This is a genomic window from Variovorax gracilis (assembly GCF_030317115.1).
Classification (GTDB): Bacteria; Pseudomonadota; Gammaproteobacteria; order Burkholderiales; family Burkholderiaceae_C; genus Variovorax; species Variovorax gracilis.
On record NZ_JASZYF010000005.1, the window covers coordinates 155,464 to 168,310 of the forward strand.

Annotated in this window: 10 protein-coding genes; 3 read left to right on the top strand and 7 right to left on the bottom strand. The window is 65.6% G+C overall.

From position 1 onward, the window contains the following. Nucleotides 1-34: 34 nt before the first annotated feature. From QTH97_RS12485 to scpA, 5 genes are read right to left on the bottom strand one after another with little or no spacing between them, the layout of a single operon-like run. Complete coding sequence (locus QTH97_RS12485; RefSeq protein ID WP_286568466.1) at nt 35-511, bottom strand: VOC family protein; 477 nt, start codon at nt 509-511, stop codon at nt 35-37. Next, complete coding sequence (locus tag QTH97_RS12490; protein WP_286568467.1) at nt 508-2,556, bottom strand: acetyl-CoA carboxylase biotin carboxylase subunit; 2,049 nt, start codon at nt 2,554-2,556, stop codon at nt 508-510. Before QTH97_RS12490 ends, QTH97_RS12485 begins: the two co-directional genes overlap by 4 nt. A 16-nt stretch (nt 2,557-2,572) precedes the next feature. Further along, complete coding sequence (locus QTH97_RS12495) at nt 2,573-4,105, bottom strand: acyl-CoA carboxylase subunit beta (protein ID WP_286568468.1); 1,533 nt, start codon at nt 4,103-4,105, stop codon at nt 2,573-2,575. A 47-nt stretch (nt 4,106-4,152) separates the two neighbouring features. Beyond that, nucleotides 4,153-5,211: a methylmalonyl Co-A mutase-associated GTPase MeaB gene (meaB, locus tag QTH97_RS12500; protein ID WP_286568469.1), complete on the bottom strand. Its 1,059-nt coding sequence runs from the start codon at nt 5,209-5,211 to the stop codon at nt 4,153-4,155. A gap of 2 nt (nt 5,212-5,213) precedes the next feature. Beyond that, on the bottom strand, nt 5,214-7,373 hold the full coding sequence (gene scpA, locus QTH97_RS12505; protein ID WP_286568470.1) for a methylmalonyl-CoA mutase: 2,160 nt from the start codon (nt 7,371-7,373) through the stop codon (nt 5,214-5,216). A gap of 131 nt (nt 7,374-7,504) precedes the next feature. On the opposite strand from scpA, the gene QTH97_RS12510 reads away from it, so the two are divergent. Then, on the top strand, nt 7,505-8,152 hold the full coding sequence (locus QTH97_RS12510) for a GntR family transcriptional regulator (protein ID WP_286568472.1): 648 nt from the start codon (nt 7,505-7,507) through the stop codon (nt 8,150-8,152). Between the two features lie 126 nt (nt 8,153-8,278). Here the strand turns inward: QTH97_RS12510 and dusA are convergent, their stop codons facing one another. After that, nucleotides 8,279-9,268, bottom strand: a complete 990-nt coding sequence (gene dusA / locus QTH97_RS12515) for a tRNA dihydrouridine(20/20a) synthase DusA (protein ID WP_286568473.1) — start codon at nt 9,266-9,268, stop codon at nt 8,279-8,281. 164 nt (nt 9,269-9,432) lie between these two features. Between dusA and QTH97_RS12520 the strand changes: the two genes are divergently transcribed. Further along, nucleotides 9,433-10,662, top strand: coding sequence for an MFS transporter (locus tag QTH97_RS12520; RefSeq protein ID WP_286568474.1), 1,230 nt, complete (start codon nt 9,433-9,435; stop codon nt 10,660-10,662). Nucleotides 10,663-10,745: 83 nt separating this feature from the next. Then, on the top strand, nt 10,746-11,909 hold the full coding sequence (locus QTH97_RS12525) for an MFS transporter (RefSeq protein WP_286568719.1): 1,164 nt from the start codon (nt 10,746-10,748) through the stop codon (nt 11,907-11,909). 70 nt (nt 11,910-11,979) lie between these two features. Here the strand turns inward: QTH97_RS12525 and QTH97_RS12530 are convergent, their stop codons facing one another. Then, the gene (locus QTH97_RS12530; protein WP_286568720.1) at nt 11,980-12,825 is read right to left on the bottom strand and encodes an IclR family transcriptional regulator; all 846 of its coding nucleotides are present in this window, start codon (nt 12,823-12,825) and stop codon (nt 11,980-11,982) included. Nucleotides 12,826-12,847 lie beyond the last annotated feature (22 nt).

Here is a 12,847-nt window from a genome sequence, read left to right on the forward strand (position 1 = left end):
GTCACCGGGGCGGCAAACGGCGCCTGTCGCTGCCCTAGCCCGCCGCGAGCGCCGAAAAGGCCTTGATCACTTCCGGCGGCGCCTGTACCAGTTCGATCAGCACGCCCTCGCCCGCGATCGGGAACTCCTCGTTGGCCTTCGGGTGCAGAAAGCAGATGTCGAAGCCTGCGGCCCCTTGACGGATCCCGCCGGGCGCAAAGCGCACTCCCTGCGCGGCAAGCCATTCGACCGCCTTCGGGAGATCGTCGATCCAAAGGCCGACATGATTCAACGGCGTGGCGTGAACCGCGGGCTTCTTCTCGGGGTCCAGCGGCTGCATCAGATCGACTTCGACCTTGAACGGCCCGCTGCCGATCGCGCAGATGTCCTCGTCGACGTTTTCACGCTCGCTCTTGAACGTGCCGGTGACCTCAAGCCCCAGCATCTCGACCCAGAGTTTCTGCAGCCGGCCCTTGTCCGGGCCGCCGATCGCGATCTGCTGGATGCCCAGCACCTTGAATGGGCGGCTCATGCAAACTCCATGATCACCTGGTCAACGGACAGCGACTCGCCCTTGGCCGCATCGATGCTGGCGACCACGCCATCCTGCGTCGCGAACAACACGTTCTCCATCTTCATCGCCTCGATCACCGCCAGCTTCTCGCCGGCTTGCACCTGCTGACCCGGCTTCACGGACACCTCTACGAGGAGGCCCGGCATGGGCGACATCAGGAACTTGCTCAGGTCCGGCGGCGCCTTGTAGGGCATCAGCTTCAGCAGCCGCGCGCCAAGAGGCGACAGCACCAGCCCCTCGATCTGCGTACCGTTGTGCGACACGCGCAGTGACAGCGGGTTCTTGCCCGCGCCCCGTTCCACCTGCGCGACGAACGCGCGCCCGTTGACGTTGCCTTCCACCCGGACGCTGCCGAGCGACGCCTTGCTGTCGATCTTGTAGTTGCGGTCGCCCACGGCCACGGCGCTGGAGCCTGACTGTCCATGGAAATCAGTGACCGACACCGGCTTGTGCGCGTGCTCGCCCTTGTCATCCATCACGACCACGACGAACTGCTCACCCACCTTGACGCCGTGTCCTTCAAGCTGCCCGCTGATACCCGATGCGCGCGCGCGATACCGGCGATGCATGAAGGCGGCCAGCGCAACAAGGAAATCGGGATCGTCGTGCGGGACGTCTTCCGCGTGGAAGCCCTTGCCATAGTGTTCGGCGATGAAGCCCGTATTGAACTCGCCGCTCACGAACTTCGGATGCGCAAGCAGCGCGGCCTGGAACGGGATGTTGCTGCTGATGCCGCGAATCACGAAGCCATTGAGGGCCTCGCGCATCAAGGCAATGGCGTGCGCGCGATCACGCCCGTGGACGATCAGCTTGGCGATCATCGAGTCATAGAACATCGGAATCTCGCCGCCGTCGTACACGCCCGTGTCCACCCGGACACCGTAGAGATGCTTGGTATCCGCCGAGAACATGGTCTCCTTCGGCGGCTGGAAGCGCACCAGTCGGCCGGTCGAAGGCAGGAAGTTGCGGAACGGGTCTTCGGCGTTGATCCGGCACTCGATGGCCCATCCGTCGCGTTTCACGTCCTGCTGCGCCAATGGCAGCTTCTCGCCCGCCGCGACCCGGATCATCAGTTCGACCAGGTCGAGCCCCGTGATGGCCTCGGTCACCGGATGCTCTACCTGCAGCCGCGTGTTCATCTCGAGGAAGTAGAAGCTCTGGTCCTTGCCGACGACGAACTCCACCGTGCCGGCGCTCTGGTACTTCACGGCCTTCGCGAGCGCCACGGCCTGCTCGCCCATGGCCCTGCGCGTGCCCTCGCTGATGAAGGGAGACGGCGCTTCCTCGATCACCTTCTGGTGCCGGCGCTGGATCGAGCACTCACGCTCGTTCAGGTAGATCACGTTGCCGTGCGCATCGCCGAGCACCTGAATCTCGATGTGACGCGGCTCCTCGACGAACTTCTCGATGAATACCCGGTCGTCGCCGAAGCTGTTTCGCGCCTCGTTGCGGCAGGAGGTGAAGCCGTCGAAGGCGTCCTTGTCGTTGTAGGCCACACGCAGGCCCTTGCCGCCCCCGCCGGCCGATGCCTTGATCATCACGGGGTAGCCGACGTCCCTGGCGATCTCGACCGCCCGCTCGGCTGTCTCGATGGCGTCGTTCCAGCCCGGAATGGTGTTGACCTTGGCCTCGTTCGCGAGCTTCTTCGAGGCGATCTTGTCGCCCATTGCGGCAATTGAGTAGTGCTTGGGGCCGATGAAGATGATGCCCTCTTCTTCGACCTTCCTGGCGAACGCCTCGTTCTCCGACAAGAAGCCGTAGCCGGGGTGCACCGCCTCGGCGCCTGTCTGCTTGCAGGCCGCGATGATGCGGTCCGCCTGCAGGTAGCTCTCGCGGCTCGGCGAGGCGCCGATATGCACCGCCTCGTCGGCGAGTTCGACATGGCGCGCGTCCTTGTCGGCATCGGAATAGACGGCGACCGTGAGGATGCCCATCTTCTTGGCGGTCTTGATGACGCGGCAGGCGATTTCGCCGCGGTTGGCGATCAGGATTTTCTTGAACATGTTCTTCTTTCCGTGCTCAGAGCGGGATGTTGCCGTGTTTGCGCCACGGGTTCTCGAGCTTCTTCTCGCGCAGCATCACCAGACTGCGGCAGATGCGCTTGCGGGTCTCGCTCGGCAGGATCACATCGTCGATATAGCCACGCGTTCCGGCCACATAGGGGTTCGCAAAGCGCGCCTTGTACTCGGCCTCGCGCGCCGCGAGTTTCTCCGGATCATTCTTGTCCTCACGGAAGATGATCTCCACCGCGCCCTTGGCGCCCATCACCGCGATCTCGGCGCGCGGCCAGGCGAGGTTGACGTCGCCGCGCAGGTGCTTCGAGGCCATCACGTCGTACGCGCCGCCGTAGGCCTTGCGCGTGATGACCGTGATCTTCGGCACCGTGCATTCGGCATAGGCATAGAGCAGCTTGGCGCCGTGCTTGATGATGCCGCCGTACTCCTGGCTGGTGCCGGGCATGAATCCGGGAACGTCGACGAAGGTCACGACCGGAATGTTGAACGCATCGCAGAAGCGCACGAAACGCGCCGCCTTGATCGACGACTTGATATCCAGGCAGCCGGCGAGCACCAGCGGCTGGTTCGCCACGATGCCGACGCTCTGACCTTCCATGCGTGCGAAGCCGATCACGATGTTCTTCGCGTAGTCGGGCTGCAGTTCGAAGAAGTCGCCGTCGTCGACCACCTTCACGATCAGCTCCTTCATGTCGTAGGGCTTGTTCGGGTTGTCGGGCACGAGCGTGTCGAGCGAGAGGTCGGCGCGGTCCGCCGGATCGCCGCTGGGGCGCACAGGAGGCTTCTCGCGGTTGTTGAGCGGCAGGTAGTTGTAGAGCCGGCGCAGCATCATCAGCGCCTCGACGTCGTTCTCGAAGGCCATATCGGCCACGCCGCTCTTGGTGGTGTGCGTCAGCGCGCCGCCCAGTTCCTCGGCGGTCACGTCCTCGTGCGTCACTGTCTTCACGACTTCGGGGCCGGTGACGAACATGTACGAGCTGTCGCGCACCATGAAGATGAAGTCGGTCATGGCGGGCGAATACACCGCGCCGCCCGCGCAGGGTCCCATGATCATGCTGATCTGCGGCACCACGCCCGAGGCCATCACGTTGCGCTGGAACACGTCGGCATAGCCACCGAGCGATGCCACGCCCTCCTGGATGCGGGCGCCGCCCGAATCGTTGAGGCCGATGACCGGCGCGCCGACCTTCATGGCCTGGTCCATCACCTTGCAGATCTTCTCGGCATGGGCCTCGCTGAGCGCGCCGCCGAAGACGGTGAAGTCCTGGCTGAAGATGAAGACCAGGCGGCCGTTGATCATCCCGTAGCCGGTGACCACGCCATCGCCCGGGATCTTGTTGTCGGCCATGCCGAAATCGCTCGATCGATGTTCGACGAACATGTCCCATTCTTCGAAGGTGTTGTCGTCGAGCAGCAGTTCGATGCGTTCGCGCGCCGTCAGCTTGCCCTTGGCATGCTGCGCGTCGATGCGCTTCTGGCCGCCACCAAGCCTCGCCTGTTCGCGGCGTTTTTCAAGTTGTTCGAGGATTTCTTTCATGACGTTCCGTCGGGAGAGTTGATCTTTTGGGGGTGACAGGCGACAGGCTACGCCCGTCCCGCCTGGGCGGCGAGCAGATTGCGCGCGGCGGTCGATGCAGGCAGCGCGCCGGCCGCGACCTGGGCGATCGCTTGGGGCAACAGCTCTCGCACCTGCGGGTGATGGCGGAACGCCTGCTTCAGGCCGGCGTCGATGCGCTCCCACATCCATGAGAGCGCCTGCTTTTCGCGGCGCGTGGCGAGTTTGCCGTTCGCGGACTGCAGCGCCTTGAACTGCAGCACAGCATCCCAGAAGGCATCGATGCCGGTGCCTGCCAATGCGCTGAGCTGAATCACCTTGGGCAGCCAGAAGCGCACTTCCGATTCCGGCGAACCCGGCGCGGCGTGCGCCGCATGCATCACCTGCGCGTGCGCCGGGTTGCCGTGGTGCCCGAAGAGGCGCAGCGCAGAGGTGATCTGCGCTTGCGCGCGGGTCGCGGCATCCTTGTCGATGTCGGCCTTGTTGATGACGACGAGATCGGCCAGTTCCATCACGCCCTTCTTGATGGCCTGCAGGTCGTCGCCGGCGTTCGGTAGCTGGAGCAGCACGAACATGTCGGTCATGCCAGAAACCGCAGTCTCGCTCTGGCCCACCCCGACGGTCTCGACGATCACGATGTCATAGCCAGCCGCTTCGCACACCAGCATCGCCTCTCGCGTCTTCTCGGCGACGCCCCCCAGCGTGCCCGACGACGGGCTCGGCCGGATATAGGCGCGCTCGTGCACCGAGAGCTTCTCCATGCGGGTCTTGTCGCCGAGGATCGAGCCGCCCGAGACGGTGGATGAAGGGTCGACGGTGAGCACCGCCACGCGGTGGCCGCGCTCGATCAGGAACAGCCCCAGCGCCTCGATGAAGGTCGACTTGCCGACGCCGGGTACGCCCGAAATCCCCAGCCGGAATGACTTCCCCGTGTGCGGCAGCAGTCCTGTGAGGAGCTCGTCGGCCAGCGCACGGTGGTCGTCGCGGGTGGATTCGAGCAGCGTGATCGCCTTTGCAATCGCGCGGCGTTGCACAGCACCATCCGAGGTCGCCAGCGCTTCAGCGGTGACCGGTGTTCTAACCGGCATGTTCAAGCCGCTACTGCCGCGCGAATCTGTTCCAGCACGTCCTTGGCGCTGGCCGGGATCGGAGTGCCCGGGCCGTAGATGCCCTTCACGCCAGCCTCGTACAGGAAGTCGTAGTCCTGGCGCGGAATCACTCCGCCCACGAACACGATGATGTCGTCGGCGCCCTGCTTCCTGAGCTCCTCGATGATGGCAGGCACCAGCGTCTTGTGTCCGGCGGCAAGCGTGCTGACGCCCACGGCGTGCACGTCGTTCTCGATCGCCTGGCGCGCGCATTCCTCGGGCGTCTGGAACAGGGGCCCCATGTCGACGTCGAAGCCCAGGTCGGCGAATGCCGTCGCAACAACTTTCGCGCCGCGATCGTGGCCGTCCTGCCCCAGCTTGGAAATCATCACGCGCGGGCGCCGACCCTGCTCTTCGGCGAAGGCGGCGATTTCGTGCTGCAGCGCTTCCCAGCCTTCCGCGGAGTCGTAGGCGGCGGCGTAGACGCCGGTCACTTTCTGCGTGTCGGCGCGGTGACGGCCGTAGACTTTTTCAAGTGCGTCGCTGATCTCGCCGACGGTGGCGCGCAGGCGCACGCCCTGAATGCTCAGCTCGAGCAGATTGCCCTCGCCGCTCTCCGCAGCGGCAGTAAGCGCATCGAGGGCGGCCTGCACGGCAGCGCTGTCGCGCTTCTCGCGAATCGCCCTGAGCTTGGCGATCTGGCCGTCGCGCACCTTGACGTTGTCGATCTGCAGGATGTCGTGCGTTTCCTCTTCCTTGAGCTTGTACTTGTTGACGCCCACGATCACGTCCCTGCCCGAGTCGATCCGGGCCTGCTTGTCGGCGGCGGCGGCCTCGATCTTGAGCTTGGCCCAGCCGCTGTCGACAGCCTTTGTCATGCCACCCATGGCCTCGACCTCCTCGATGATGGCCCAGGCCGCATCGGCCATGTCCTGCGTGAGCTTCTCCATCATGTAGCTGCCGGCCCAGGGGTCGATCACGTTGGTGATGTGCGTCTCCTCCTGGATGATGAGCTGCGTATTGCGCGCGATGCGGGCGCTGAACTCGGTCGGCAGCGCGATGGCCTCGTCGAGTGCATTGGTGTGCAGGCTCTGCGTGCCGCCGAACACCGCGGCCATGGCCTCGATGGTGGTGCGCACGACGTTGTTGTACGGGTCCTGCTCCGTCAGCGACCAGCCCGAGGTCTGGCAGTGTGTGCGCAGCATGAGGCTCTTGGGGTTCTTCGGGTCGAACTCCTTCATGATCCGGCACCACAGCAGGCGCGCGGCGCGCATCTTGGCGACTTCGAGGTAGAAGTTCATGCCGATCGCCCAGAAGAAGCTCAGCCGGCCCGCGAAGACGTCGACGTCGAGCCCCTTGGCAAGCGCGGTCTTTACGTATTCCTTGCCGTCGGCCAGCGTGAAGGCCAGTTCGAGCGCCTGGTTGGCGCCGGCCTCCTGCATGTGATAGCCGCTGATCGAGATCGAGTTGAACTTCGGCATCTTCTGCGCCGTGTACTCGATGATGTCGCCGATGATCCGCATCGACGGCTGGGGCGGGAAGATGTAGGTGTTGCGGACCATGAACTCCTTGAGGATGTCGTTCTGGATGGTCCCGCTCAGCTGGTCCTGCGCGACGCCCTGCTCCTCGGCCGCGACCACGTAGCCTGCCAGCACCGGCAGCACCGCGCCGTTCATCGTCATCGAGACGCTCACCTTGTCCAGCGGGATCTGATCGAACAGGATCTTCATGTCCTCGACCGAATCGATCGCGACGCCCGCCTTGCCGACGTCGCCGGTCACGCGCGGGTGGTCGCTGTCGTAGCCGCGATGGGTCGCGAGGTCGAAGGCCACGCTGACGCCCTGCCCCCCCGCCGCAAGCGCCTTGCGATAGAAGGCATTGGATTCTTCCGCCGTCGAGAAGCCCGCGTATTGGCGGATGGTCCACGGACGCACCGAGTACATCGTGGCTTGCGGGCCGCGCAGGTAGGGCTCGAAGCCCGGCAGCGTGTCGGTGTACTTCAGGCCCTGGAGGTCGGCCGCGGTATAGAGCGGCTTGACGGTGATGCCGTCGGGGGTGATCCAGTTCAGTGCCTTGAGATCCCCGGCGGGGGCCGATTTGGCGGCGGCCTTGGTCCAGGCTTCGAGGCTGGCGGTGGAGAAAGTAATGTCGGATTTGCTCATGAGCGCCGCTTTGCAAGTCGTGCGAGTGTGTCGGAGTGTCCGCGCAGGAGCGGCACAGTTCAAATTCGATCGCTAGTCTAACCGATCTGTAATTATTAATTCAAAGATCGAACTTGCGGTACATTCCACCCATGTCTGCTGTCACCCTTACACCGCGCGCCCTCTATGAAGAAGTGGCCGAACTGCTGCGCCAGCGCATCTTCAGCCGCGAGCTTGAACCCGGGAGCTGGATCGACGAACTCAAGCTGGCCGACGAGTACGGCATCAGCCGCACACCCTTGCGCGAGGCGCTGAAGGTGCTTGCGGCCGAAGGCCTGGTCACGATGAAGGTGCGGCGCGGCGCTTACGTGACCGAGGTGTCAGAGAAGGATCTGGCGGACGTCTACCACCTGCTGAGCCTGCTGGAGAGCGACGCCGCTGGCGTGGTTGCCGAACATGCGTCGGAAGCCGAGCTGGCCGAGCTCGATGCCCTCCATGCCGAGCTCGAGGCCGCGGCCGCGCCAGGTCACGTGAATCGGGTGCATTTCTTCGCGATCAACGAGCGCTTCCACATGCGGCTGCTCGCCATTGCGAACAACCGCTGGCGGGACCAGATGGTGGCCGACCTGCGCAAGGTGATGAAGCTCAATCGCCACAACTCGCTGCTCAAGTCTGGCCGCATCGGCGAGTCGCTGAAAGAGCATCGGGCCGTCATGGCCGCGATCAAGTCGCGCGATGCGGCCGAGGCGATGGCGCGCATGCAGCAGCACTTCAGCAACGGCCTGGAAGCAGCGAACTAGGCTCGCCCCCACGGCTTGCCACGGCTTGCCCTCTTCGGGTGGCCGCTCAACCCTGCCAGGGGCAATACCTGCGGCCCGCGAAGCCGATATTGCGGTATTTCTGGAACTGGCTGGCTTGCTGTCGCCTCAGGCAGCCTGCTCTGCCGGCTCGTGTGCGATCGCCATGACCTCGTGCGGGGGGCGGGACTTGAGGCGGTGGTCGCTCCAGACCTGGCGCCAGCGGCGGGCACCGGGGAGGCCATTGCGCAGGCCCAGCATGTGACGTGCGATGTTCGACCATGGCGTGCCGTGCTCGGCCGCCTCGCGCGCCATGTAGTCGCACATCTGGCGCTCGACCTCTTCCCGCGTCAGCGTCGAGGGGGCATCGCCGTAGAAGACGGCATCCCATTCGGACAGCCACCAGGGGTTGTGATAGGCCTCGCGGCCGACCATCACGCCGTCGAGCAGGCGCAGGTGCGCATGCATCTGCGCGTTGTCGCTGAAGCCGCCGTTGATGGAGAAGCGCAGCGCCGGGAAGTCATGCTTGAGCCGATGCACCAGCTCGTAACGCAGCGGCGGCACTTCTCGGTTTTGCTTGGGGGACAGGCCCTTGAGCCAGGCGTTGCGCGCGTGCACGATGAATGTGCCGCAGCCCGCTTCGCTCACCTTGCCGACGAAGTCGCGCACGAACTCATAGCTCTCGATCTTGTCGATGCCGATGCGATGCTTGACCGTGACGGGCACATTCACCACATCGACCATCGCCTTGACGCAGTCGGCCACGAGCTGCGGCTCGTTCATCAGACAGGCGCCGAAGGCACCGCGTTGTACGCGCTCGCTCGGGCAGCCGCAGTTGATGTTGATCTCGTCGTAGCCCCACTCCTCGCCCAGCTTCGCGCAATGCGCCAGATCGACGGGCTCGCTGCCGCCGAGTTGGAGCGCAACGGGATGCTCCTCGCCATGGAATCGCAGATGACGGGGCACGTCCCCGTGGATGAGCGCGCCAGTCGTCACCATCTCGGTGTAGAGCAGCGTGCGCCGCGTGAGAAGGCGATGGAAATACCGGCAGTGGCGATCCGTCCAGTCCATCATGGGTGCGACGGAAAGCACCCTGTCGCCGTGGTTCGTTGTCAGCATTGAATAAGCGCTTGGTCTTTCGGGGGAGCAAGGCATTTTCCACCAAGGCACTTGCAGGGCGGCGCACCAAGCCTCGGAGCGGCTCCGGCACGTTCGTGAGAGACATGCTAAGGTCCCGGCCCTCCATCCAGGGCAAGCCCTGGAGCCCCTTGCGAGACTTCTCCGTGCCCCATCCCCAAGACTCCGCTCCCAGCGGGACGCCCGGCGTAGCGCCTGCCGGGCTGTCCGCCGCGTTGACCATCCTGTTCGCCATCGCGTGCGGGCTCTGCGTCGCCAACATCTACTTCGCACAGCCACTGATCGGGCCGATCGCCGTCACGCTCCAGTTGCATGCAGGCCTGGCCGGACTGATCATGACGCTGACCCAACTCGGCTACGGCGCTGGCCTGCTGATGCTGGTGCCGCTGGCCGACGTGGTGGAAAACCGGCGGCTGATCACCTGCCTGATGGCGGGTGCGGTCATCGGCCTCGTCGGCATCGCGCTGTCGAATTCGGCGGCGACCTTCCTCGCGGCTTCGTTCGTCGTCGGGACTTGTGCGGTGGCGGCCCAGGTGCTGGTGCCCCTGGCGTCGCACCTCGTGCCGGAAGCGACGCGCGGCAAGGTCGTGGGCAACATCATGGCAGGGCTGTTGGCCGGGATCATGCTGGCCCGGCCGTTTTCGAGCCTGATCGCGGCGGCCTTCGGATGGCGCGCCGTGTTCGCCATTTCCGCGGCCTTGATGGCGACGCTGGCCGTGGTGCTGTGGCGCGCGTTGCCGCGGCGCCGGCCGCATGCGTCGACCGGCTATGCGCGCACCATGGCGTCGCTGCCCGGCATCGTGTGGCGCACGCCGCTGCTGCGTCGCCGCGCCTTCTACCAGGGGATGATGTTCGCGGGCTTCCAGGCGTTCTGGACTGCGGTGCCACTCGCACTGGCCCATGAATTCGGGCTGGGCCAGGGCGGGATCGCGCTGTTTGCGCTGGCCGGTGCAGCCGGGGCGCTGGCGGCACCATGGGCCGGCCGCCTGGCGGACCGCGGGCTCACGCGGCCGGCAACCGGCATGGCGATCGTCGCCGCCTTGCTGTCCTTCGGGCTGGGCGCCGTGGCAGTCCATTTCCGTTCGCTGGCGGGCCTGGTCGCCGCCGGCATCCTGCTCGACGGCGCGGTCCAGTTGTGCAACGTGCTCAGCCTCCGTAGCCTTTATGTCCTGGCGCCCGAGCTGCGCGGCCGGCTGAACGGGCTGTTCCTGACCTTCATCTTCATGTGTGCGGCCCTGGCTTCCGGCCTTGCCGCGGCGATCTATGCGTTCCACGGCTGGGGTGGCTTGTGCCTCCTCGGCGGCGCTTTTGCAGTCGTCGCACTGTTGTTTTATGCGACGGAGTTCCGCCGAAATTCCCTTTTGCCAGCCGCTTGAGACGAGACGTCCGGGATAATAGGGTTAACCCTAATATTCCAATGACCACCTCGAACGATTCGCCACTCCCAGCGCCGGCGCGCATGCCTGTCGCCTTGTTGGCCCTCGCGGCCGCCGCGTTCGCCATCGGCACCAGCGAATTCGTCGTGATGGGGCTGCTGCCTGACATGGCGCTCGACCTCGGCGTCACACTCTCCCAGGCAGGATTGCTGGTCACCGGCTACGCCATGGGCGTGGTGGTCGGCGCACCGGTGTTCGCCGTGGCAACGGCGCGGCTGCCGCGCAAGGCCACGCTGATCGCCCTGGCCTCGCTTTTCGTGCTCGGCAACCTGCTGTGCGCATTGGCGCCCAACTACGGTTTGCTGATGGCGGCCCGTGTGATCACCGCACTCGCGCACGGCACCTTCTTCGGCATCGGCTCGGTCGTCGCCGCGGGACTGGTGGCACCCAACAGGCGCTCGCAGGCGATTGCGCTCATGTTCACCGGCCTCACGCTGGCCAATGTGCTCGGCGTGCCGCTCGGCCGCATCGTCGGCGAGCACTACGGCTGGCGCATGACCTTTGCATCCATCGTGGTGATCGCGCTGGCAGCGGTCGCGTCGCTGGTGGTGCTGCTGCCGCGGCACATCGAGATGCAGAAAGGGAACATCCTGCGCGAATTCACCGTACTGGCGGATCGCCGGGTGCTGCTGGCGCTGGCAACCAGCGCGCTGACGTCGGCAAGCCTGTTCTGCGTGTTCACCTACATCGCGCCGCTGCTCACGCAGGTGAGCGGCTTCTCGGACGCAGCGGTCGCGCCCATCCTGCTCCTGCTGGGCGTGGGCCTGACCATTGGCAGCACGGTCGGCGGGCGCCTCGGCGACCGGCGCCTGGTGCCGTCGATGCTGCTGGTGCTCGGGCTCAACGCGCTGGTCCTGGCGCTCATGCATTTCGTGCTGCCGGTGAAGGCCGCCACCGTCGTGCTGATGCTGCTGTGGACCACCCTTTCCTTCGCGCTCGTGCCCCTGCTGCAGACGCTCATCGTGCAGCACGCCGATGCCGCGCCCAACCTGGCATCGACGCTGAACCAGGGCGCGTTCAACCTCGGCAATGCGACCGGCGCGTGGATTGGCAGCGGCATGCTGGCTGCGGGCGCCCCGCTCGCCGACCTGCCGTGGGCCGGTGCCGCCATCACGCTCGGCGCACTGGCGCTGGCGGCGTTGAGCAGCCGCCTCGGCGAACGCGGGACATCGCTGCAAGCTGCCTGAACGCTTGCTGCCATCGCCCCCAGTTCCAGGCAGCGCGGCCCGTGCAATGGCGTGAGATTCGAGCGATGCTCTACAGAACGTCGCCGGACGAAAGCGATGGCGTCTGCACGATTCGCTCCGAGATCACCCGGCATGCTTCGAGCAGCGGCGCCACGTAGGCCTGCTCCGGGTCTTCCTTCTGGCGAAACATCAAGGTGCTGACGCTGATGGCCGCCACGGGCTCGCCGCCCGCTCCGCGGATCGCGGCGCCGAAGCAGAAGATGCCCGCCTCGTTCTCCTCGTTGTCCACCGACCAGCCCCGCTCGCGCGTTTGTTCGATCTGGGCGCGCAGCGCCGCGGGCTCGACCATCGTCTTGTCGGTGTACCGAGGCATGGGCAGGCCCTTGACCAGGCCCTTGCAGGTCTTGTCATCGAGAGCGGCCAGATAGGCCTTGCCCACTGCCGTCGAGTGCAACGAGACGCTCGTGCCGATTCGCGAGGCCATGCGCACGGCGCTCGGGCTTTCGAGCTTCTCGATGTAGACCATGCTCGTGCCGTTGGGCACGGCGAGGTGCACGGTTTCGCCGGTCAGGTCGCGCAGCCGCTTGAGTTCGTCGACGGCGGCCAGGCGCAATTCCGACCGGCCCCAACTGCGGCTCGCGAGCTGGATCAGGCGTGGGCCGAGCGCCACGGTCGCGCTGCTCTGGTTCTCGACCAGCAGGCGCTCGGCGATCAGCGCCGCAACGATGCGATGCACCGTCGGGCGCGGATAACCGCTCGCGCGCATCAGCGCGCCGACATTCAGTGGCTCGTCGGCATCCGCCACCAATTGCAGCACGCGCATGAATTTCGAGAACGCCGCGGTGCCGGCGACCTTCGCCTGGACGGACTCCTCGACGGGCGTTGGGGTGATGGGAGAAGACCGGGGAGCAGGCATGGAACGAACGCTGAGACCAGCG